Here is a 22046-nt window from a genome sequence, read left to right as displayed (position 1 = left end):
CTCATGCGGCGATTCATCTCTCTGACGGCAGCAACGCTCCTGGCCACGACACTGGTGCAAGGAGCCGGCGTGGCAGCACCGGCCCGCGGGGGCTACCGGTGCACAACGAGTTCAAAGACGCTGGACATGCCGCAGTATTCCGGGCCCTGGCCCGACAACTTCACGTTCACCGTGACGATTTGCGCCCGGCGCAGCCGGAACACCGTCACCGCGTACTCCTCCCTGCGGTGGCAGGCTCCCTACGCGGCGCACCAGGTCAATACGTTCGATTCCGTCGGCCTCCAGACGGAGATCAAGCGCTCCGTCCGTGGCACGGATCCCATCGTCTCGTCACGCGAATTCGATCTGCATGAGCGGGTAGAGCGCGGCAGCGGCTCGTACACCACACCCGCCCTCACTCACCGGGTCAGCGGGCCGGGCCTGGGCGACGCAACCCTGTTCCTGAACTGGAACAACGATGGGAAGGGCGTGTACAGCTACTCCTTCGCGGCTTCGCCACTGGTCTAGGCACTGTCCGATGGCTCGTGTGACGGGGCAGACCGCTCTCGTGCCTGAGCCCCGGGCAAACGAACCATGGAGCAGGGTGGTCGCGTCCAACGACGCATCCCCGATGTGCCCTCCCCCGCCCTGGCCTCGCGGAGTGCTGGAGCGGCGGCGCTCAGCGGTCAGGGTGTGGCTGCCGCGTAGACCTCCGGCTTAGGGGTGCGGGACATGAGCTGTTCAGCGGCCCCCTTGGCGGTGAGCCGGCCGTCGATGACCTGGACGACGACGTCGGTGATCGGCATGTCGACCTGGTGGCGGCGGGCGAGGGACAGCAGGGCTGCGGCGGACTTCACGCCTTCTGCGGTCTGCGATGTCGCCTTCGTTGCTTCAGCCACCGTCATGCCCTGGCCGAGGTGGGTACCGAAGGTGCGGTTGCGCGAGAGGGGCGAGGCGCAGGTGGCGACGAGGTCGCCGACTCCGGCGAGGCCCGCGAAGGTGAGGGGTTCGGCGCCCAGGACGGTGCCGAGGCGGGCGGTTTCGGCGAGGCCGCGGGTCATGAGGAGTGCGGTGGCGTTGTCGCCGAGTCCCAGTCCGGTGGCAAGGCCGGTGGCGAGGGCGATGACGTTCTTGACCGCGCCGCCGAGTTCGCAGCCGACGACGTCGGCGTTGGTGTAGGGCCGGAAGTACGGGGTGGCGCTGGCGGTCTGGAGGGCGCGGGCGAGGTCTTCGTTGGTGCTGGCGATGACGGAGGCGGCGGGCTGCTTCGCAGCGATCTCACGGGCCAGGTTCGGGCCGGAGAGCACGGCGATCCGCTCGGCCGGGAGGCCGGCTGTTTCCTGGATGACCTCGCTCATCCGCAGTCCGGTGTCGGTCTCGATTCCCTTCATCAGGCTGACCACAGCGGTGCGCTGGTCAAGGTGCGGGGTCCAGGCTGTGAGGTTGGTGCGCAGGGACTGGGCGGGGATGGAGATGACCGCTGCGTCCGCGTGCGCGAGGGCCCGGGCTGGGTCGGTGGTGGCCCGCAGGCTTTCAGGCAGGGGGATGCCGGGGAGGTAGGCGGGGTTCTCGTGGCGGGTGTTGATCGCTTCGGCGATTTCGGGCCGTCGGGCGTGGATGAGCACGTCGTTGCCGGCGTGGGCCAGGACGGCGGCGTACGTGGTGCCCCACGATCCGGCGGACAGCACCGCGAACCTCATGGCAGATCTTCCCTTCTTCGATGGCTGGAGCCTATCGGCCCTGTGCGGCGGGGCGGCGCAGGGTGAGTGCCAGGGCGCGACGCTCGGAGAGCCGGGGCAGCATCCGTTCGGCCTCGGCGAGCATCCGGCCGGCTTGTGTGTCACCGAGGACGCGGCGCAGTTCGGGTTCGTGGGCTATCCATAACCGGTAGAGGCGGCCCCAGGCGGCGGGTTCTTCGGGGCGCTCGTCGAGGTGCTCCAGCTCGAATCCGGCGTCCCGCACCGGCTGCTCGATCTCGGATGCGGGGGTGTCGTGGCGTATGGCCCGGGTGATGACGACCCGGCCTTCCGGCCGCAGGACACGGTGCAGTTCGCGGAGCGCCGCGAGGCGGTCGGGGGCGAAGGAGAGGACGTCCACGCAGATGATGCCGTGCACATGCCGGTCGGGGAAAGGCAGGCGTGACAGGGGGGCTGTGTAGAAGGTGGCGTGGCCGGGGGTGAGGAGGAGGCGGGCGCGGCGGGCGGCGAGATGGGTGGCGACGGGTGAGATGTCGATGCCGTACAGCCGGGTCTCCAGGGTGCGGGCGAGCCACAGGCCGACGCCGCCGCTACCGCATCCGGCATCCAGCAGGAGCTGCCCGCGGTGGAGCTCCAGCCGCTTGGCCAGCGTGGTGAGCAGCGTGCGGTCGCAGGAGCTGTAGGTGCCCAGCCCGGCCGGGCGGTCATCGCCCATGGCCTGCCCGTACAGGCGGGAGACCAGCCGGGTCTGGGAGCGGGCCAGGTGGAATGCGTCGAAGCCTTCCCGCAGGTACTGTTCGGCCGTCACCGGGGTACCGCCCGGGTGGTCCGGGAGCGGGTGCCGGGGCAGATCACCTTCACCGCGGCGATCGGAGATGCGGCGTCGGCGAGGTCGACCACGAGCGGTTCGTAGCCGGTGACTTTCTCCACCCGCCCCGCCACATCCGCTACCTGCTGGGCGAAGTCGCCGCCCGGCGGAACCATGTCGCGCATCACCGTGCTCCACTCAAGCCGCGGACCGGGCGCGGGCACAGGTCTGCGTTGCGGAGCCGCGGTGAAGACCTCTTCCTGGGAGGGGAGATCGTCGCGGGTCCCGGCGATGCAGGTCAGTCGGGACTGCATCGCTTCGGTGAGCGCCCGGGACAGGGCGATGGGCGGGGCGGGGTGGCAGCCGGAGCCGGCGAACCAGAGCGGGAAGTCTTCGCTCCATACGAGGGCCAGGCATACCGGCAGGCCGTAGGCGTTTTCGACTGCGCTGATCTCCACTTCCATGCCCGCCTGGTACAGGGAGTCGAGGAGCTGTCGGCAGTAGCGGTCCTCGACGGTGGCGGGGTGAAGGGGAAGGCGGCTGGCTGCGTGGCGTGGGTCATCTGCAGCAAGTACGTCGCGTTCGATCACTTCGAGCAGGGCGTGCAGGACCGCTTCGGCGTGGCTGTTGCCGCAGGCGAGTCCCGTGCTGGTGGTGTGCCACAGGTCCGGTTCCCACAAGCGGCGTGCCGCGCTGCGATGGATGAGACCAGCCGGCAGGAGGGCGGGCCTGCCGCTCAGGGCTCCGGTGCACGCCACCCAGTCGAGCTTTACCGCTGCCAGACCTGGATGGTGCCGGTGGAGCGGGAGGGCGCCCAGAGGGTAGGGCAGGTCGAGATCGGCGGCCGCTGCGGTGCAGGCGATGTGCGATGGCTGCTCGGCGTGCCACAACTCGATGCTCTCCATCACGGCGGAGATCTTCGCCAGCAGGTCGGTGGCGCCCTTGCCTTGCGTGGCGGTGAGCGTCTGTGCCGCGGGCCTGATCGCCGTCCACACCGGCCACCCCAGGCAGTCGAGGCCGGTCAGCCGGGCGACCCGGGTGATCCCGAAGTCCGACAGAAGGGGCTGCAGGGTGTTCCAGGTGTCCTGGGGGCTGCGGGCCCGCACGGTGCCATCCAGGCGCACAACGGGCGCGTTCACCGGGCTACCGCCTCGGACAGGCGGTTCTGGTCCAGCAGGAGCCCGGTCATGAACACCTTCAGCTCATCCAGCGCCCGTTGGGGGGTGCGGTAACCACAGGCGGCAGCATGCCCAGCCACGGCATCCGGGGAGGTCTTCCACAGGCGCAGCAGCGTGTGGCGGGCCGCCTCGGCGCTGATCGCCTCGCAGCAGTGCCCCCGCTGGGTGCGCGCGGCTTCGTTGGCATCGAGGTAGCGGGCGATCGCCGCCCGGTCCGTGGGCGTCTCCCGCATGAGCAGGCAAGACTTGGTGGCCGGATCGTGCAGGTCCGGCTCGGGCCGGAGGATGAGGTGGGCCGGGACGGCGGCGGCGTTCGGCGCTGCGCGGCGCACGCGGCTCGCCAGCGGCATGGCGTCATCGGCCGCTGCCGGATGAGGGTGACGGGAAAGGTGCTCGAGCCATGCCCGCCACACCGTGGGGAAATCGGGGTCGAACAGCCTCTGGTAGGACAGACGCAGGCCGGCTGGCAGCACCCCCTCCTGCGTCGACGTAGGCGTGAACAAGCAAGCCCATCGCCGGTAGTAGACCGTGTCCCAGCAGCCGGCCGACACAGCGCGGGACTGTGGCGGTGCGGACGCGCAGGCCACGGTGACAGCCTCGATGGCATCGGCGCGCTTCACATCGCCGAAGTGCTCATCGGCGGCGAGCCGCGCCATCAGCCACCGCTCGAACGCGCGCGTCCCCAGACGCCGGCAGACCGAACGGACAGCGTCGAGGGTGCGCTGAGGATAGTAGAAGGCGCCCCACTCCCCCAGGAGTTCCTCTGCCTGGTGCACGTCCAGGACTTCGCCGGCGACCGCATGCCGCAGGACCTCGCGCAGATTGACCAGTGGCCACGTCAGCCGCCCATATGCGCCGTCAGGGTGCTGACCTACGGCCACTTCGTCATCCCCCGCCACTTCTCCGCTAGCGTAGGAGTGATAGACCCGTCCGATGCCGGTCATGCCGTACGGGGCGAGCTCCACTGCCCGCAGCGCCCCGATCGACGCGGCACCGTAGACGCGGATTCCCCGGGCCATGGCGGCCAGGATCTCTTTGTGCCGCAGCGCGGGCGCCTGGTGGTAGACGCCGTCGATCAGCACGACGGTGTCGCCCTCGGTGATCGCCGGATCGAAGAGGTCACCGTGCATGGCCGGGGGGTGGACCCTCACGCGCGGGCTGCACAGCACCGATGTACCGCTGGCCAGTGTGGGGCCGGTGTAGACGTGGATCACTGCATCTCCTTGGCAACGAGTGCGGTGCCGGACCCTGGTCCCGGCACCGCACTCTTCAGGGCTCAGACCCGGGTCAGGGGGTCAGGGGCCTTCGTCCTCGACGTCCTCGATCCGCACGACGCTCGACGGCGCGACGATCGAGGCAGCACCGTCAGGCGCCACCACGACGGGACCCGTCGACTCCAGGACCTGTTCTGACTTGGACCGCTCCACCAGTTCCTCCTTGTGAGCGGCACGGGCCGGATGCCCGCGCCCGTATGGGTGTTGTGCCTGCGCCTCCTCGTCCGCCTCCTGGTCGGAGGGCGGCAGGGGCGGGGCCAGGGCGAGCCGCACGGGCTGCTCCTCCCCCGCGCTGAGGAGCGGCAGCGGCTGCGCCGGGAGTGCCTGCGCGGCGTACCGCATCAAGTGCTGCACGCTCTTGGCCAGCAGGCGCAGCGCAGCCGCGGCATCGCCACCCGAGCCGGCCAGGCTGCGTGCCTGGCGGATCGTGTGGGCGGCAACGTCCCGCCCGCGGGACGGCGTCATCCGCCGCACCTGGTCCTGTGCGGGACCATCCAGCAGCGTGATGTGGCAGCGCAGACGCTCCCGCACCAGCACTGCGGCCTGTCCGGTCGGGGCGTGGGCAGCCAGGGCCATGGCGATCTCGATGTCGCGGGACATACAGGGCACCGTCGCGGCCTCGTGCCACGGGGTCGTGGTGTCGGTGAGCGTGTGGGCCACAGCTGTCTCCCGGGGGCGGGGTTTTCGTTGCGCCCAGATAACTCCTTCACGATCGGGTGAGGTCAGGCGAGATTGCGGGCACTTCAGGCAGGGGGACCGGAAAGTTTTGCCAACGCGCCCAGCGCGGCGGGACTACCGTCGCGGTCACGGCCCGCACCCCCGGGGGAGCCCCATGGACCCAGTGCCCAACCGCCAGCTGGCAGAACTGATGCGTGAGTTCGACTTCACGCAGCGGACGCTGGCCCACGCCCTGAACGACGCCCTGGCCGAGATGTTCGGGCCCAACTGCCCGCGCCGGTGCAGCGACCGGCACGTGCGGTACTGGCTCAGCGGGCAAGTCCGATGGCCCTGGGTTCACTACCTCCTGGCGCTGGAACAGCTCTTCGGCCGTCCGGCCCAGGCGATGGGATTCGTGCCCCGGGGCAAGGGCAGCGCGACCCTGCCCGCCCCGCCGCGACAGCCGCCCGTCGTGCCGAAGGAGGTCACGTTGCTGCGTCGCCGGTTCATCACAGCATCCACCACCGCCACCGTCACGCTCGCTCTGGGCGTCGACGACACCCCGGACCACGGCCGCCTGTCGATGAGCGACGTGGACCGCGTGCATGAGCAGACCGCCAGGCTCGACGCGCACTTTTTCGCCATTGGCGGCGGCCCGCTCGTCTCCACCGCCACTGCCTTCATCGACCGGCTCAACACCGCCCTGGACAACTGCCGCTACGGCGACCGCGTCGAGCAGGCCCTGCACGGCGCTATCTGCAGCCTGTACGCGTCAGCCGGCTGGGCCGCCCACGACTGCGGCGAGACCGACACCGCCGCCCAGCTGCACGCCGCCTCCCTGCAGAGCGCGCTGCTGGCCGCCGACCCCTGCGCTGTCGGGCGCGCCTGGTCCAATCTCGCTCTGCAGGCCCGCATCGAAGGCCGCCACCGCGAGGCGCTCCGCCTCACCCGCACCGCCCTCGACCACCGCCAGGTCCGCCACCACCCCCACCTCGCCGCCCTCCTGCATTCCCGCCTCGCCATCAGCCAGGCCACCACCGCCGACCGCACCGGCGCCGCCCGCTCCCTGCTCAACGCGGAGAAGGCCTACGACCGTGTCAGCGCTCCTCCCCCGTCCTGGCTCGCCTTCCTCAACGAAGCCGAGATCAGCGGACTCGCTGCCATCACCCACACCGTGCTGGGCAACTACGCCCAGGCTGAAGCCGCCACCACACAGACGCTGCAGCTCCTGCCCACTGGCATGCGCCGCCAGCGCGCCCTCTACCGCGTACAGCTCGCCGAACTCCAGCTGACCCAACGCCAACCCGAACAGGCCGCCGCCACCATCGCCGACCTCAACACCACCAGCCTCGACAGCCGCCGCATCACCACCCGGCTCGCCGCCGTCCAGCACACCCTCACCACCGCCTAGGAGGAGCACCACTGTGTCCCTCGACATCCGGCACTACGACCACCACCAGGCCGCCGAGCTCCGCCCGCTGCTCCTCGACCTCTACGCCGAGATCTACGCCGACGCGGCCGCCACCGACCCGTTCGCCACCGTCGACCGCTTCGCCCAGGGCCTCGACGGCTGGTCCTCCCGGCCCGGCTGGACCTGCACCATCGGCTACGACCGCGCCCACGGCAACCAGCCGGTCGGCTACGCCTACGGCGCCCCCCTGCCCGAAGACGCCCGCTGGTGGGGAGGCCTCCTCACCCCCGTGGACCCCGCCATCACCAACGAGACCGGCCAGCGCACCTACGCACTCAGCGAGCTCATGGTCCGCACACCCTGGCGGAAAACCGGCGCCGCCAAGCAACTGCACGACACCCTGCTCGCCCACCGCCCCGAAGAACGCGCCACGCTCCTCGTCGACCAGGACCACCCCAAAGTGCGCGCCCTGTACGAATCATGGGGCTGGACCGTACTCGGTGACCTCCGCCCCCAACTGCCGCACGCACCCCTGTTCCACGCCATGCTGCTTTCCTTACGCTGAGGCAGATACCGACAGTGCTCTACGGATACTGGCGGGCAAGTCCCGCCGGTCGGTGTCGGCCCTGCGAGCTCATCGTGGCGGCCGGCAACGCAGTCTGCAGCGATGTCCCGGAAGACCACCGTTATGGCTTCGAGCGTGCCCGGAAGGGGGTCGACGCCCTTCTCGGCCAGAACACTGCGCCGCCGACCACAGTGTCCGCGTGGATACCGAGACGGGCACGGACCGGGCAGCAGCCTCGTGTGGCGACGGCACGGGGGTGCTGGAGAACGGCTATTCAGCGGTCATCGTCGTGCTCCTGTGCATCATCCAGTTCGCGGAGGGCGTCGGCGTAGTACCGGCGGCGTTCGGCGATGAGTGTGGTGACGTCGTCGTCGGTCGCCTGTGCAAGTCCCTGGAGGTGCCCCAGCAGATTGTCCCGTTGTTCGTGGTCGGAGCCGGCGACGTAGGCAATCGTGCGCATCGTTCATGACCCCGCGAGCAGCAGCTGGTGGGGCAGGCCGCACCACGTGTCGAAGCTGGTGGTGATGGCCTGCCACAGGTGCCAGATGTCATCGGGTCGGCAGTGCTCGGCGAGCAGGAGCGCGGCGGTCTCGATCGTGTGGCTGAAGCCCCAACAGTGGCGGTGGAACCGTGTCTCCTGCTCCAGGAGGAAGCGGGCGAAGTCGTGGTCGACCGGTCCCGGGGTAAGGATGAGCGCCTCCAGGACGTCCCTGCGGTCCTTCCACCACCGGTCAAGTGGCAGGCCAGCAGCATCGTGGCCTGCTTCGAACTGCAGGAGGTCCCAGCGCTCAGAGTCCTCTGTCCACCACGCAATCCCGAGGGCGTCATCCTTCGACGTGTGGGCAACGGTTTCGTCAGGAATGGCGGTCTGCCTCTTCGCGGCGTGTTCCGGCCTGCGTCTGCGACAAGGCAATGCGAAACCGGGCGAGATCGACATCAATGGTCTTCACGGTAAGGCGTCGCTGGCCGCGAGGACCACTGGGGTCAATTCATCCAGCTCGCTGCCGTGCAGGAGCGACTACGCACGACAGGCAAAGAAAGCCGACGTGGTCGGTTCACCCCCGCCTGCGCAGGGACCACGCCATGAGCAGGGCCGGCGCAGCGTCCTCCGCCGGTTCACCCCCGCCTGCGCGGGGACCACGTTCTCGCCCTCACTGATGTCGAGTCGTGATGCGGTTCACCTCCGCCTGCGGGGGGGACCACTGCCCGCGGATCTCGCTCCCCGGAGAGGGGTCCGGTTCACCCCCGCCTGCACGGTGACCACGGTGGTCCGCTGGTGCAGACGTGGCTTCCCGACGGTTCACCTCCGCCTGCGGGGGGACCACTGCCCGCGGATCTCGCTCCCCGGAGAGGGGTCCGGTTCACCCCCGCCTGCGCGGGGACCACGATCTCGTCGACGCCGAGCTCCTGCGCGAGTACGATTCACCCCCGCCTGCGCGGGGACCACCCGTCGTACAGGCCGCTGAAGCTGAAGCTCGGCGGTTCACCCCCGCCTGCGCGGGGACCACGAGTACTCGGGCTTCAGTGCCATGATCATTTCCGGTTCACCCCCGCCTGCGCGGGGACCACGCGGTCGTGGCGGGCGTGTCTCCGCCGTGCTTCGGTTCACCCCCGCCTGCGCGGGGACCACCCACGAGGGGTGTCCCGGCCGGGGACGGGCGTCGGTTCACCCCCGCCTGCGCGGGGACCACGGTTCGCCCAGGGTGCCCCCTCCTAGTGCACCACCGGTTCACCCCCGCCTGCGCGGGGACCACGCCGCGAGGAACCCCCACTTGTCCTGCGTGAACGGTTCACCCCCGCCTGCGCGGGGACCACGCGACCTCAGCGCCCGTACTGGTTGCGGCGTTCGGTTCACCCCCGCCTGCGCGGGGACCACGGGGCTGAGGCTGCGCAGGCTCCGGATGTCGTCGGTTCACCCCCGCCTGCGCGGGGACCACCGTTGATGTCGTCCCTGCCCATGATGGGCCTCCGGTTCACCCCCGCCTGCGCGGGGACCACGGGACTTCCTTCAGCCCCGCCGCGTTGCCCGGCGGTTCACCCCCGCCTGCGCGGGGACCACGCCGCTGGCGCGCAGTGTGGCGTCCGTCGCTGCGGTTCACCCCCGCCTGCGCGGGGACCACATGTTCAGCCGCGTCGTGATGGAGCAGTCCCGCGGTTCACCCCCGCCTGCGCGGGGACCACTGCCGGGTGCGGGCCTTGGCCAGTTGCTCGTCCGGTTCACCCCCGCCTGCGCGGGGACCACGACTTGATGCCATCGGCGAAGCCGCTGACGACCGGTTCACCCCCGCCTGCGCGGGGACCACACCACCGGAGCGAGCGCCCTATACACGCACGTCGGTTCACCCCCGCCTGCGCGCAGACCACGGTGAGCACGACGAGAACCGCACTGCCGTCGTCATTTCACCCCTGCCTGCGCGGGGACGACCAACGCCTCAAGGCCACCAAACGCTGTACCACCGGTTCACCCCGCCTACGCGGGAGACCAGGGTCCAGCAAGCCCGCGGAGAAGGCCGGTACGCGGATCCCTTCCGCCGTAGCTACAGCTTCTCGGCAGGCATCAGGTCATCTTCGGGTCCATCACTCACGGCCGCTGCTGTATGGGCGCGAGTGTCAGCAGACCGCATCCGTATGCCTTGCCCCGGCCGATACCTGCCGCGAGCCTCTCACGGAGCAGGTTGGCGTCGAGGACTCGGGCTATCCCGTCGAATTGTGTGCGGGAATGCTGAATTTGCTGCTTTGCGGCGGCACCGTTGGGACCTCGCAGGCCGTGGACCGCGACGAGCGGCTGGGCGTTGATGTGCAGAGGTTCCAAACCAGCAGCGGTGGATTGGCGTTCCCACCATTCAATGGCAGCATTGCCGCTCAAGGCGACGACCGGAGGGAGGTTGTACGCCGCCCGAGAGGCGGCTCCTGGTTTGCGCACGGGATTGGCCACGCAGCGGTAGTTGACGATTTGCCCCTTGTGTAGCTGCGCCAGCAAGGAGTCGAGGATGCGCGTTTCGACTTTTCCGTAGTCCGCCGGCAGGCGGGAGGGAACTGGTTTTAGGCGACTCTGCAGGAGGATTTGCGGTCCACGCACGGTTTCCTCAGCACGGAACAACACTCCGAATGCGGCCCGGGCCGGGCCTTCGACTTCGTCGGGGAACATCTGCAGCACACGTTGGTGCAATCGGATGCCCTGGGCACTACCGCTGAGATCTCGGCGGGCGTCGGAAGAAGTGGGTGAGGGCAGGATGCGGGTCAGCCACACAGTCACCGGGTCCTCCTCTCGGGATGGGAGATGTAGGTATCGATATAGCTCTGGAGCTTTTCCACATAGCCGGTGCCGAAGCCTGCGTATCGTGCATCCGGAAGGTAGGCGGCACGCCGGTACAGCGGCCGGGGCCGGTACAGACGCTCCAGCGGTGCGAACGACATCGGCTCATCGGCGACGTCGCCGCTGCGGTGGTCACCGTCACCGCTGTCTGGGGCGTCCGTGTTCACGGGAAGCACTCCGAGCGGTCTGTCGCCGTAAAACTCGATCGGCTGCGGGCCGCCGTGCGGTCTTCTTGCTGCCAGCGGCATCCGGACCAGGTGCTGCAGCGGATCGTCCACGGTTCCCAGCAGTACCGGGCCCTCTGGCGGGCAGGACCGGCGGCCGAGAAAGAGGGGCCAGTGCGGGTTGCGCAGGGCCTCGGCGCATGAGTGAAGCAGTTCTTCATCGTCGGACGTGAGCGCGAGGATGAAGGCAGCGTCGGCCAGATACTGGCGCTTGGAGACGAGAGTGCCCTTGCCCTTGGTCCTGCGTTCCCCGTCAACGGTGATCACCGTTTCATCGGCGGGCAGCCCGCCGCCTACGGTGTGGAAGTCGGAGAGCACGACGCCGGGCCGGTCGACGCGTACCGTCATCGACAGTTTTGTGAGGTCGTCCAAGGGGGCCTGGCGCTCCCGTCCGAGACCCGCGGCGAGCATGCCCACGACGCCGGACCGGGTGGGGAACCGGGCTGTGTCGCGGCGCAGGTATTTGCTGTGGGTGCCCCACGACTGGAGTGGGCCTGCCAGGCGCAGCAGCAGGCCGCGGGCGGGGATTTCGGTCACTGCGGGGCCTGGGTGAGAGCGATGTCGATGGAGGTGGTGACGAGATTCTCGAAGGACGCGTGGCGCTCGCCGAGGTGCTCCAGCTTGTCGAATTGGAGGGAGGCGTGTGCCGCGTGCAGGACCCGCTCGGGGCCGAGGAGTGTGTTGGCAGCCCTGGAGTAGGCGTCGATGCTTTGCACGGAGCGTGCGACGTAGCCGCCGTGTTCGGCAGGCCGTACGGGCTCTTCGAAGGCTGCGGCGAATGACAGGGGCCGGTCGGAGCGGACGGCCACGTGGACCAGGTGCGGGAGCGTGTGCGGGGCGGTGGAGTTCTTCTTCGCCTGGGGTAGCGATTCGATGAAGGAGAGCAGGAACTGGCCGGCGAGCTCGCGGGCCGCCTCCAGGGCGATGTCGTTGTCGTCGCTGAGGTTCTTGGTGAGTTCTTGGAGATCGACGGTGGCGAACCGGTAGAAGGTGCCGGTGCTGAACTCGGCGGTGCCCATGTGACCGCTGCCGGCTTCGTCGCCTCTCATACGGGTGACGTCGTCGACGGCTGCGAAGTAGTCGAGTTCGATCTCGGTGGTGTGTGTGGTGAAGGCATGCGCGACCTGGACGGCGCCGTCGACACCGGCCTGGTCGACCTCGGCGAGCATGCGGCCGAAGAGGTTGATGATGCCGTTCCTCCGGGTCAGAACTGTGTCGATCTTTCCTTTCAGGGCGCTCTCGGGCTTGGTCTTGCCCTTGCCGGTGAAGTCCGTGGTGAGCGCGTCCTTGTGGGCCTCGGCGATGTCAGCGAGCTCCTCGACAGCGTCTTCGGGGAGGTAGACAAGCGCGTTGGTCAGGACTTTGTTCGTGAGGGGCTGCTTGTCCTTCCCCTTGGCCACTTCCCACTTGATGCTGCTTCCTGCCGCGACGTGCGCGCCCGCACGTTCGGCAAGGGCTTCATCCCATCCGCGGCTGCGGAGCGCTTCGGCGACCCGCTCGCCGATGCGGCGTGTGCGCAGCGCGTTGTCGCCGAGTGTGTCCTGAAAGTGGTCGCGGATGGCCCGCTTCCAGGACTGGCTGGAGATGCGGGTACGCAGGGCGTCGCCGTAGAGCATGGTTTTCACCGAGTTGGTGTCGTCCCGGTTCAGGTTGGCGTAGGGAACGGGCTGGACGACGTGGATGTCGATGAAGCGTGGCTTGCGGTCCATCGGGATCTCCTGGGGTGAGGGGTTCAGTCCTGGTCGGCGCGGGCGGTGATCCGGTAGAAGTCCTGCAGCCAGCGGCGGCTGATGCGTCCGGACTGGTAGGGCCAGTCGACGAGGTCTGTCAGCAATTGGCCCCAGTCGATGGTGGCGTCGGTGGTGCGTACCTGGTTCACCGCGGCGGGGAGGTGGAGGTGGATGCCGCGCAGGCTCTGCCGCGTCAGGAGGTTGATGCGGCTCTCTGCGGCGCTCATCCGCATGGAGGCGCCCTTCGCCATGACGGCATCGCCGAGCGCAGCACCGAACGACGGGCCGTAGCGCGTGGACTCGGGAGCGACGGCTCCCTTGTCGGGTTCTCCGTCCTCCTGAAGTACCTGCTGCGTGGCTGCTTCCACTTCGACGGCAGTGTCTTCGTCGTCCTCCTGGCCGGTCGCGAAGGCGTGCCGGGGCTGGGCCGCGATGAGGGACGCCACGGTGTAATGGGCCTGCGCGGATCTGTCGTCACAGCCCTGTGGCAGGAGCGGTGTCAGCAGCCGGTGCATGGGGCGGGCGCGCGGGTGGTTCAGGTCGCGGCGCAGACCCGCGCGCAGCGCTGCGCGGGCGCCGGGGTCGGTGCGGCACAAGCGTTCGATGCGGGCGGTGAATGCGGCGTATGCAGCACGATTCCTCTGGTGCTTGCTCGCTTCAGGGGCGTGGAAGGTCATGCCTGTCCTCGGGTCGGCGGGCGGCGTCACTACAGGTTGGCCGCCCGTTTCGTGCGCGGCTGCGCCAGCGCCTTGTGCGGGTCTTTCAGGGCGGCCAGGATGATCGCTTTAGCCCTGGTGACGGCCTTCGCGCCTCGTGGGGTGCGCGTCACGGAGCCGGTCACCGTCTCGTACGCGTCGAGCGCGTGCCGCCCGAAAGCCCTGCACGTGGCGTCGAAATCGAATCCGGAATCCTCGCCACCTTCGGTGCGGTTCAGCCGCCGGAATCGTGACCAGAACTCGTCCTCCGCCGACGGCCAGTACCGTGCCATGGCCGCGTCCAGCCAGGCTCCCGGATCGTTCTTCTTGTCATCCGTATACGTCAGCCAGGCTTCCTTTATGGCCTGCTCCAGCCGCTTCCCGAAGAGCTCGCCGAGTTCACGAAGCCGGCGGACGGGCAGCTCCGCGCTCACCACGTCTTCCTCCACCCGGGACAGGAGGACCGGAGTCGTGGAATCGACGTATTGATAGTTGGCCGCCTGGCTGGCGTCCTGTTCGAAGCCGAGCGCACGTACACGCAAGTACTGGCTGACGTCGAAGGCGTGATCCATGACCTTCGGCTGGAGGGGACTGGAGTCGTCCAGCTGCTTGAGCAGAAGCGCATCGACATCACGCCACAGGGAACGGGAGGCGCGTGCGGGGCGGGGGAAGGTCTTCCCGTCCTTGTCGATGTCCCAGATCAGGTAGTCGTCTTCCGGCCGGATGCGTTCGGCGTTGTAGGCCCAGGTGATGTACGCGTCGGCGGTGTGCTCGTGGTCCTGGTCGGGGACGAGGTGGAGAGCGTGCTGGGAACAGGCGGTGAGCCGGGAGCAGGGGCCGTGTGGCTCGGGCATCGGCTGGAGCGGGTCCGGGAGGTCGTCGCACTCCCAGGGACACAGGTCGCTCTGCCGGCTGACGTCGCCGTCCGGCGGTGTCAGACCTGCCAGCAGCGTGAGGAAGAGGTTGTCGCACTCCGGGTGATACGACAGCGCAGCGCGCAGTGGTGAAGCCTTCGCGTAATGGTGGCTCACCTGGCCGACCGCACGCCTCGAGAGGCCGCCGGGGGCTCCCCAGTAGTGCCAGGTCAGCAGCGCCAGGGCCGCCTGCGAGAGGTTGGGGAGGACGAGCTGGTCATGGCTCCAGTGCCCGAACCAGGAATGGTTGTTGCCCGCCGCTCGGCTCATGACCAGTTTGTGGACGCCGGCGGTCTGGTTCCTGTCGCACTGGTCGGGGAGGCGGGGGTCCTGGAGCCAGGGACGATCGCGGTCGAACAGGTCGAATCGGTGGGTCCACTGGTCGAAGTAGCCGGCGATGCCGGCCTTGCGGCCGTCGGAAAGTTCGATGCTCTGCTCCACAAACCCCTGCTCAAGGATGTCCTCCCGCCGATCGCCCCAGCTTCCGGGACCGGACTCGTCCAGGGCGGTGATCCGGGCGGTGAGCGCGTACAGCACGCGCAGCACAGCAGAGTGAGCCGGAGCGTCCGGTATCGCCAGTGCGCGGATCTCACGGGCCTGCAGGAACAGGCTCCTGAGGCCCACGTGAGACGGGCCTGATTCCCCATCCAGCCATGCGACCGGAATCCATGGCTGGTCGATCAGATTGGACGCAGATGTGGACACGCCCCTCCCCCCGAGGTCGGACTTCACCGCATGGTAGAAGGGCGCGCCCGGCCAGTGTGGCCGGTTACGCCAACCGGTCAACTTTCAGGCCGAGTTCACTCATGCAGATACGGTGCGTCGGACTGGTGTACACCCACTCACCGTCGTCCTGCTTCAGGTTCAGCCGGAGAACATTCTGGAGAGCGGCCATGTTGCGCCAGGCACGGTTGGCGTCGCCCTCCACGCCCTCGACAAGTCGCCTCGGCACCGGTATCAGATACGGAACGAGCTGGCCCGAATTCGGTCTCCCCTTGGGACCGCCATCAAGTTTCTGCTCTAGGACGCCGTCCTCCAGCAGGTACACCATCTGCCCTTGCCTGTTGAGCCCGGGATAGAGGCAGACCACATGAATCATGTCCTCACCGAGCACCGCGGAAAGCAGCTCGGGCTCCAGACCCGGGTGATCGCGGCTCAGCCGCCCAAGGTCACCGTCGAGCTCCCGCGGCCCAGGCACCGCCAGCCACCCCGCAGTACCGCCGGCTCTGCGCTCCCGAACCGCGCGCTGGTTGTCGAGCTGCTGGAGCTCACGAGCCCCGGACTCCCCCAACCTGCCGACGAGGTCGTCGGCATACACCTCATCCAGCAGCAGGGGCAGTTCTTCAGGCAGCGCAATGGTCCTGCCTGATCCCAGGAGCAGGTCAGTGCGCCGTACCAGCGCGGCGTCATCGCCTGTGGAGACGCTGTCCGCCCGGAGCACCACCAGCCTCGGCCGATCACTCGTGCTCTGCGCCGCGCGGGCCAGCAAGTCCGCGAGCGGTGCCGGTCCAGAGATGACGAGGTCGAAGTGCAGGCCCCGGACATGTTCCAGCATCGGCGTCGTCACCAGCACGGAAGGGCCGGCGACTCCACCATCGGGGGCGAAAGCGTTCAGGCAGGCCGCAAGCCGCTTCCACCGGTCCTTGTTGCGCATCTGTTCATGGATCAGGGTCACTTCAAGGCTGGGCTGATCCTGTGTGAGCTGGTGAAACGTGCGGATCGCTTCTGCCGGCGTGGTTCGATAGACGACGGCCCGTCCGTTGCCTGCAGAGGCCATCGGCGCAACAGCCGACTGGATCTCCCCGTACGGCGAACTGTCGACGACTCTGATGCCGAGCGTGCGGGCGTGTGTGGTCTCGGCAGGCTGCTGAGGCAGGTGCCCGTCTCCCGACCGGGCGTCCACGAACGACCACCCCGGCGACCGGCGAGGCTGGGTTACCGGCTCTTGACCGCCGCCTGCGCCTCGGCGGTAGGACGCCAGCATCGCATCCACGGACTTGTCCGCGGCCGTCGCGGCCAGGACTACCGGTATCCGCAACGCAGCCGCCCACTCCAGGAACCGGAGCATCAGCTTCTGCCCCCAGGCGCCACGGGCATGGGCCTCATCCACCACGACAACCTTGCCGGAAAGGGCAAAGAGCCTCATGACGTTGAACTTCACCGGCAGCACAGCCTGCAAAAGCTCGTCCACCGTCCCCGTACCGAGTGCAGCCAACAGCGCGCGGTGATGGGAATTGAGCCAGCTGTTCGCTGTCAGGGCCCACTCCTCACCAGGCTCCGCGCTGACTCCCCCGGTTGCGTTGGCGTGCGCCCACTGCTCCGCGGCTTCCACCGGCTTCAACCGGGAAGAGCTGTGGAGCAGCAGCGACCGCCGAGGCCCGGTCAGCGCCTGCCTGGCGAACGCGTGCACCTGCGCCATGTGGCTGTCGGCCGCTGAACCGGTCGGCAGCGCGTAGAAGAGGCCCCGCGCGTTCGATGCATGCCCAAGGACGGCCGCTGCGCGAAGGATCGCTTCAGTACGCATCTCTGACGGCGGAGCCGTCACGACCACCAAGCCCGGACCATGTTGGGCTACAAGCTCAGGCACCTGTCGCGCCATGCTCTCCCCAAGACCCGTCTCCCCCATGCCCTGGGCAGGTTCCGGCGGCCGGGCGAAGCCCGTCCCCAGCAGGTCCGCCTGCTGGACCAGACGGCGAGCCGCCGTGCGGGCGATCTGCCAGTAGGCGTCCAGGTCTTCGGGGGTTCCAGCCCATCCCTCGTCCCTGAGCCGGGTCAGGATCTCCTCTTCGATACTGGCCAGCCAGTCCGACAAGGTCACCAAGCCCGTCAGGACAACAGCCGCCCCGCTCGTCATCCGCCCCTGCGGAACCGAGACCGCCCCGACCACTCTGCGCACCTCATTGAAGTGGAGCCGGCGCTGCTCCTCCCAATTGCCGGCGCCCATACCGGGGTGGCGCGCAACGGGGCACCGTAAGTCCTTGTCGTAGACCACCGGGTGGAAACGCCCACCGTGCCCACCGAGGAGCTGGGCCACCGCATGGCTGAGCCGGGACTGCGGACGCCGCCTCGAAGCCGGATAGCCACTCTCCCTGAACGCCCCCGCCAGCCACCAGTGCGCCGCCGCCTCATGCGACTGCCTGTCCTGCGCAGCACCAGCACCGAACCCGTACCCCGCCTCCCCCCTGAGCTCCTGGGCTTGCAGCCTCTTGTCCGCACGCCTCGGTCCATTCGGATGCAGCTGGAACGGCACACTGATCTTCCCAATGTCATGCAAACCCGCCCAAAATGCCGCCAGCACACGCGCCTGCCCAGGCGAAACCTGCAGCGCCTGCACCACCATGCTCCGCTGGTACGCGGTCAGCAGCTCATCCCAGACCAGCTCAGCAACGGCCGCCGTGTCCAGCAGGTGACAGATCAAAGGATGCGTGCGATCTGCACCGCGAGCATCCTTGCCCAATCCAGCATGTTTGCCCCAAAGACGGGCATCCAGCGGCATAGCACTCCTTGTCACAGATTCAGCACAGGTCCCACAGCAGGACACAACAGAGCGGCCCTGACCTGCAACATCCCGTCGCCCTGCCGCGCCCCACGAGGACCGACGGAGGGGAATCCAGACAACCGCAGGCACGCGAACTGGCCCTGCGCGTAGAGTACTTACTGCTGCACGTCTCCCTGGGAGGTGCGCGGAATCCCATTGGCTCTCCAGCCGACAGCAGACCGAGATGAACGCACGACCCTCTCGAGGGATGTGGCGCAACCTCGGCCCTGCAGGCGCTATGGAGAAACAGTGTCCAGGTTCCGGCAGAAGTTCGTCCAGCGACGCGAGGTCCTCCTCGAGGTCTCCCGCATCGTGGTCAGCGCGGTACTCCGTGTCCTGATCAGCGAACTCGTCAGCTGGCTCTTCTGAGCCATCGGTGACGGACCCCAGGGGTCCGTCACCTCCTTGCACAATGGCGATGCCCCGCAGGCTGGCCGCTCTCCACACAGCCGAAGTCGACCCAACGCTGCTGGTCCTGAGCCTGTCCGCTTTCCGCGCGTAGCCTCTACGCGCAGTACGCCGCGTTCATTACCGCCTTCGCGCGCTACTTGCCCCGGAGGCCTCGGTCAACTCCGCCTGCGCGGGGACCAGCGGGCCTCCCTATGCCAAGGGGGCCCCTGCGCGGGGACCAGTGCGATCCGATGCGCTGCGTCCGGCACGACGCCGGTTCACCCCCGCCTGCGCGGGGACCAGTTCGTCGCGAAGCTGGTGTTGGTGTTGGAGACCGGCTCACCCCCGCCTGCGCGGGGACCAGCTGTACCGCCGCGTCACCACCGACCCCGCCCTCGGTTCACCCCCGCCTGCGCGGGGACCAGCCACCGTTCGCGCCAAGCTGCGACGTCGGTGTCGGTTCACCCCCGCCTGCGCGAGGACCAGCGACCGATCCCAGCGCCATGTCAGCCTCCGTACGGTTCACCCCGCCTGCGCGGGGACCAGAAGTGAGGCGGCCGGGGTGACGTTGCCCGCGGTTCACCCCCGCCTGCGCGGGGACCAGCGTGGGGGTCGCGCATGAGCGACATCGCACGCGGTTCACCCCCGCCTGCGCAGAGACCACGCCGACGTCGAAAGCGCCTACGCCCCAACTTCCGGTTCACCCCCGCCTGCGCGGGGACCACGCGAGGTCGGCCACGTCCTTCGCCGTGTTCGCCGGTTCACCCCCGCCTGCGCGGGGACCACACTTCCTGACCTGGCCTTTTATACCGGGTTTGCAAGTTCTTAACACTATTCCGGCCGGAAATGCGATCAGTGTGATTCCTTCAAGATCGACAGGGATTCGGTGTCGCTCGCCTGCGGTCTGCAGTGCGAAGCCTTGCTCATTGGCCTCGGGGTGGATGAGGACGGCGGCTCCACTGCCAACAGCGGCGCTGACGACGCGCCAGAGCTCATCGCGGACGCGTCCAGAGAGCGTTCCGACATAGAGCCCCGGGGTCGGTTCGATCATCCAGCGCGTGAGGGCACCCCGTACATGGTCGGGTACCGCGGTGGTGGCCAGGACAGTCAGATTCGCCATGGTTCAACCTCCTTGGCTTTCTGGAGGCGGGAGATCGGTCTCTGGTGGTTCCTGCAGGGCTGATGTCTTGTCTGCCCTCTGGGAGGCTAGCCCGTCCAGCGACGCCCCCTGGTCATCAGCGCACGGAAGGAAGGATGCTGATTGTGGGGCGTAGTTGACTCCTGCGGGAACCGAACCGGCCTCGGGGTCCCACAGGTTGACCAATTGAACTTCCTGACCTTCCGGGAGGAGGTGAGGTTCGTCGGGGGCAAGGAGCGACTGTACGTCGGAGACGATCTTCGGTAGCAGTTTGTACAGGCGCAGTCCCTCCCGAAAGCTCCGGCGGGCCATGGCCTCCGGGCATGGCGAGTCGTGCAAAGCCGCCGAGCCTCACCCGGCCCGACCTCCAACGCCTCGGCGATGCAACGCCGCTGGGCGGGCGAGAGCACCGCATCCCACACCGTCCCGCACACCACTGCCGTATCCACCAGATGACCTACCAGCGGGTAGGGCAGCGGCAGTCCCTCAGACTTCCCCCACAAGCGTGTATCGACCATCACTCCCTCACTCCGACACGGCAGCAAGGGAGTACTTCACCACACGCCAATGACAATGCGACAACGCACCAGGCCAGCCCCCGCGACATGCACCGCCCCCTGCTCTCCGGCCAGTTGATGATGCCGCAACGAGCCTTCACGCTCCGCAGCCCACCCCAAGCCACACCAACCTGAACCGCCACACACCCACCACTGGGCGCAGGACCCGCCAAGCAAACCGAACAACTGACCCACCATCCCACCAGAGCCACCTCGCACCTCACGCTCCCGCGATGAGACCCGGCATCCGCATGCCCCGAGCGGCGAGTTGGAGAGGCACCGCAACTCCGCGCCTCCAGCCGAGCCCGTTCACCCCCGCCTGCGCGGGGACCAGCGGCCCTCGATGTGCGGTTGCCAGACGTGCCGCGGTTCACCCCCGCCTGCGCGGGGACCAGAATTCCCACACCTCAGTGCCGTGATCCCAGAACGGTTCACCCCCGCCTGCGCGGGGACCAGGGCACCGGCTCCCGCAACAGCCCCGTGACCCGCGATTCACCCCCGCCTGCGCGGGGACCAGGCAACCAACCGCGCCCGGCTGTCGCCCCCTGGCGGTTCGCCCCCGCCTGCGCGAGGACCAGGCGGCCGAACCGGCGGACCAGGTAGACGCCCTCGGTTCACCCCCGCCTGCGCGGGGACCAGGAGCCCCTCACCGACGACGACGCGGCGCAGTCCGGTTCACCCCCGCCTGCGCGGGGACCAGCCGTCGCGGGAGTCGTCTCGCTCGTCAAGCAGCGGTTCACCCCCGCCTGCGCGGGGACCAGGCTCCTGACCTGCAACGCTAAAGGGGCTTTGCAACTTCTTGGCACACCTCAGATGGCATCATCAGAACCTCCTGACTCGCCTTCGACGCCTTCCGCAACCGCTGTATGATAGACCCCCGCTTGCTCCACGAAGGCGCCTCTGCCGCAACTGCGGGTCTCACACGAAGACCTCCGTGCCAGCACGGTCTCACAGGGGGAGGAGCCGCCCCCAGGTGCTGCCGCTCTCCGCGCCTCCGGCTTTCACGTGGCCTGTGTGTGCACCCTCCTGCGCCGGAGGATCAGGCTCCGGCGCCGCGACTGGAACAGCACCAGGTCGACCGACCGCACGGAGGTGAACAGCAGACAACGGCGCCGTCGAACTCTGCCTCGAACACGAGCCCGCCTGGTGGCCCGTGAACAGCGGGTTAGCTGTCGAGGCCGGTTCAGCGCGGCGATCAGCGCCCCGGCCGTCCCCCTGTTCGATGCCCGCTCGGGTCACCCCAGGCTGCGCGGCGACCAGCTCACTACGCTGTGGTCTGGCCGTGACCGGCGAATCAGCTCGGCTCACGGGGGCGGCGTCAGACGTGCGGCCGGTAGGGCTCACATGCCACGCCGTCGCCGTCTCGGTCAAGGCCAGGCCGGTAGCCGGGCAGGCCTCGTGAGAGGGGGCTGCTCCGGCCGCGCGGGCCTCGGCGCGGTTCTCGAAGTACACGTCGGTAGGGGTACTACTGGTGACCGGGCAGGGGTGGAGGGCGGCCTGGCACGGCTGGTGCCGGAATGGTCTGTGTCACCGTGGGCTCCGGCTCACGCGGATGCGAGGGCGGAGGCGAGGGGGGACCGACGTCGGAACCGGGGGTGGCGAAGAGCGCGCGGTGTTCAAGGATTCGAGCGGGACCGGTGCGGGGGCAGGGCTTTGATCGGGATGGGAAAAGATGCCGAGGGCCAACAAACCAGCCACGGCAGCAACCACCCACAAATACCAGCGGGTCCACCACTTGCGGCGGACCCTGTCCATCCGGCTCATGCCTTCCTCCCGACGAATCGCTCCTTCCCTTCGGTGCACCACCACCCCCGGCCCCGGCGCGCTAGCGCCGATGCCCCCGCAGCGGGGGGGGGGGGGGGGGGGGGGGGGGGGGGGGGGGAGGGGGTGGGAGGGGGGGGGGGGTGGGGGGGGGGGGGGGGGGGGTTTGTTTGGTTGGGGGGGGGGGGGGAGGGGAGAGTGGGGTGGGGGGGGT

Annotated in this window: 19 protein-coding genes and 1 CRISPR repeat array; of the genes, 4 read left to right on the top strand and 15 right to left on the bottom strand. The window is 68.8% G+C overall.

Annotated elements, in window-relative coordinates:
• The first annotated feature begins 69 nt into the window (after positions 1-69).
• Positions 70-507, top strand: coding sequence for a hypothetical protein (locus ACZ5ID_RS33130; RefSeq protein WP_468905452.1), 438 nt, complete (start codon positions 70-72; stop codon positions 505-507).
• 158 nt (positions 508-665) lie between these two features.
• On the opposite strand, the gene ACZ5ID_RS33125 is transcribed toward ACZ5ID_RS33130, so the two are convergent.
• From ACZ5ID_RS33125 to ACZ5ID_RS33105, 5 genes are all read right to left on the bottom strand, one after another.
• Positions 666-1679 carry an NAD(P)H-dependent glycerol-3-phosphate dehydrogenase gene (locus ACZ5ID_RS33125; protein WP_468905450.1) on the bottom strand — a complete coding sequence of 338 codons (1014 nt, stop codon included), beginning with the start codon at positions 1677-1679 and terminating at the stop codon, positions 666-668.
• A 31-nt stretch (positions 1680-1710) separates the two neighbouring features.
• On the bottom strand, positions 1711-2484 hold the full coding sequence (locus ACZ5ID_RS33120) for a class I SAM-dependent methyltransferase (protein WP_468905448.1): 774 nt from the start codon (positions 2482-2484) through the stop codon (positions 1711-1713).
• Positions 2481-3623 carry a YcaO-like family protein gene (locus ACZ5ID_RS33115; protein ID WP_468905446.1) on the bottom strand — a complete coding sequence of 381 codons (1143 nt, stop codon included), beginning with the start codon at positions 3621-3623 and terminating at the stop codon, positions 2481-2483. The genes ACZ5ID_RS33120 and ACZ5ID_RS33115 overlap by 4 nt, the downstream gene beginning before the upstream one ends.
• A complete protein-coding gene (locus ACZ5ID_RS33110) occupies positions 3620-4876 on the bottom strand; it encodes a TfuA-like protein (RefSeq protein WP_468905444.1) in 1257 nt (418 codons plus the stop codon). Before ACZ5ID_RS33110 ends, ACZ5ID_RS33115 begins: the two co-directional genes overlap by 4 nt.
• Positions 4877-4957: 81 nt before the next feature.
• Positions 4958-5596 carry a DUF6415 family natural product biosynthesis protein gene (locus tag ACZ5ID_RS33105; RefSeq protein WP_468905441.1) on the bottom strand — a complete coding sequence of 213 codons (639 nt, stop codon included), beginning with the start codon at positions 5594-5596 and terminating at the stop codon, positions 4958-4960.
• 172 nt (positions 5597-5768) lie between these two features.
• Between ACZ5ID_RS33105 and ACZ5ID_RS33100 the strand changes: the two genes are divergently transcribed.
• From ACZ5ID_RS33100 to ACZ5ID_RS33090, 3 genes are all read left to right on the top strand, one after another.
• Positions 5769-7004, top strand: a complete 1236-nt coding sequence (locus ACZ5ID_RS33100) for a hypothetical protein (RefSeq protein WP_468905439.1) — start codon at positions 5769-5771, stop codon at positions 7002-7004.
• Positions 7005-7017: 13 nt separating this feature from the next.
• On the top strand, positions 7018-7569 hold the full coding sequence (locus ACZ5ID_RS33095; RefSeq protein WP_468905437.1) for a GNAT family N-acetyltransferase: 552 nt from the start codon (positions 7018-7020) through the stop codon (positions 7567-7569).
• A gap of 199 nt (positions 7570-7768) precedes the next feature.
• On the top strand, positions 7769-8038 hold the full coding sequence (locus tag ACZ5ID_RS33090) for a hypothetical protein (protein ID WP_468905435.1): 270 nt from the start codon (positions 7769-7771) through the stop codon (positions 8036-8038).
• Here the strand turns inward: ACZ5ID_RS33090 and ACZ5ID_RS33085 are convergent.
• The 10 genes from ACZ5ID_RS33085 to ACZ5ID_RS33040 all read right to left on the bottom strand — a co-directional run bounded on the left by ACZ5ID_RS33085 (position 8033) and on the right by ACZ5ID_RS33040 (position 21464).
• Entirely contained in the window at positions 8033-8506 is a 474-nt protein-coding gene (locus ACZ5ID_RS33085; RefSeq protein WP_468905432.1) for a hypothetical protein, read from the bottom strand. The two genes, ACZ5ID_RS33090 and ACZ5ID_RS33085, sit on opposite strands and share 6 nt — an antisense overlap.
• A gap of 1644 nt (positions 8507-10150) precedes the next feature.
• Positions 10151-10825 (bottom strand): type I-E CRISPR-associated protein Cas6/Cse3/CasE, encoded by a 675-nt coding sequence (gene cas6e / locus ACZ5ID_RS33080; RefSeq protein ID WP_468905430.1) that lies wholly within the window; start codon positions 10823-10825, stop codon positions 10151-10153.
• The gene (gene cas5e, locus ACZ5ID_RS33075; protein ID WP_468905428.1) at positions 10822-11646 is read right to left on the bottom strand and encodes a type I-E CRISPR-associated protein Cas5/CasD; all 825 of its coding nucleotides are present in this window, start codon (positions 11644-11646) and stop codon (positions 10822-10824) included. The genes cas6e and cas5e overlap by 4 nt, the downstream gene beginning before the upstream one ends.
• Positions 11643-12818 (bottom strand): type I-E CRISPR-associated protein Cas7/Cse4/CasC, encoded by a 1176-nt coding sequence (gene cas7e / locus ACZ5ID_RS33070; RefSeq protein WP_468905425.1) that lies wholly within the window; start codon positions 12816-12818, stop codon positions 11643-11645. The genes cas5e and cas7e overlap by 4 nt, the downstream gene beginning before the upstream one ends.
• 23 nt (positions 12819-12841) lie before the next feature.
• The gene (gene casB / locus ACZ5ID_RS33065; protein WP_468905423.1) at positions 12842-13516 is read right to left on the bottom strand and encodes a type I-E CRISPR-associated protein Cse2/CasB; all 675 of its coding nucleotides are present in this window, start codon (positions 13514-13516) and stop codon (positions 12842-12844) included.
• 29 nt (positions 13517-13545) lie between these two features.
• Positions 13546-15180, bottom strand: a complete 1635-nt coding sequence (gene casA, locus ACZ5ID_RS33060; RefSeq protein ID WP_468905420.1) for a type I-E CRISPR-associated protein Cse1/CasA — start codon at positions 15178-15180, stop codon at positions 13546-13548.
• Positions 15181-15217: 37 nt separating this feature from the next.
• Positions 15218-17944 carry a CRISPR-associated endonuclease Cas3'' gene (locus ACZ5ID_RS33055; RefSeq protein ID WP_468905418.1) on the bottom strand — a complete coding sequence of 909 codons (2727 nt, stop codon included), beginning with the start codon at positions 17942-17944 and terminating at the stop codon, positions 15218-15220.
• A 1132-nt stretch (positions 17945-19076) separates the two neighbouring features.
• Entirely contained in the window at positions 19077-19496 is a 420-nt protein-coding gene (cas2e, locus tag ACZ5ID_RS33050) for a type I-E CRISPR-associated endoribonuclease Cas2e (RefSeq protein ID WP_468905416.1), read from the bottom strand.
• 86 nt (positions 19497-19582) lie between these two features.
• Complete coding sequence (locus tag ACZ5ID_RS33045; RefSeq protein WP_468905413.1) at positions 19583-20032, bottom strand: HD domain-containing protein; 450 nt, start codon at positions 20030-20032, stop codon at positions 19583-19585.
• A gap of 343 nt (positions 20033-20375) precedes the next feature.
• A CRISPR array of direct repeats spans positions 20376-20832; the repeat unit is 29 nt; unit sequence CGGTTCACCCCCGCCTGCGCGGGGACCAG.
• A 557-nt stretch (positions 20833-21389) separates the two neighbouring features.
• On the bottom strand, positions 21390-21464 hold the full coding sequence (locus ACZ5ID_RS33040; protein WP_468905550.1) for an excalibur calcium-binding domain-containing protein: 75 nt from the start codon (positions 21462-21464) through the stop codon (positions 21390-21392).
• Positions 21465-22046 lie beyond the last annotated feature (582 nt).

The sequence above is a fragment of the Streptomyces sp. NPDC031670 genome (assembly GCF_055580545.1).
This window is presented reverse-complemented; position numbering and strand designations above follow the sequence as displayed.

What these genes read in the sequence shown, in the direction of transcription:
- casB (WP_468905423.1), bottom strand. Translation starts at nt 13,516, where the DNA reads ATGACCTTCCACGCCCCTGAAGCGAGCAAGCACCAGAGGAATCGTGCT.
- cas2e (WP_468905416.1), bottom strand. Translation starts at nt 19,496, where the DNA reads ATGGCGAATCTGACTGTCCTGGCCACCACCGCGGTACCCGACCATGTA.
- ACZ5ID_RS33055 (WP_468905418.1), bottom strand. Translation starts at nt 17,944, where the DNA reads ATGCCGCTGGATGCCCGTCTTTGGGGCAAACATGCTGGATTGGGCAAG.
- cas7e (WP_468905425.1), bottom strand. Translation starts at nt 12,818, where the DNA reads ATGGACCGCAAGCCACGCTTCATCGACATCCACGTCGTCCAGCCCGTT.
- ACZ5ID_RS33125 (WP_468905450.1), bottom strand. Translation starts at nt 1,679, where the DNA reads ATGAGGTTCGCGGTGCTGTCCGCCGGATCGTGGGGCACCACGTACGCC.
- ACZ5ID_RS33045 (WP_468905413.1), bottom strand. Translation starts at nt 20,032, where the DNA reads ATGGTCGATACACGCTTGTGGGGGAAGTCTGAGGGACTGCCGCTGCCC.
- ACZ5ID_RS33100 (WP_468905439.1), top strand. Translation starts at nt 5,769, where the DNA reads ATGGACCCAGTGCCCAACCGCCAGCTGGCAGAACTGATGCGTGAGTTC.
- ACZ5ID_RS33085 (WP_468905432.1), bottom strand. Translation starts at nt 8,506, where the DNA reads ATGTCGATCTCGCCCGGTTTCGCATTGCCTTGTCGCAGACGCAGGCCG.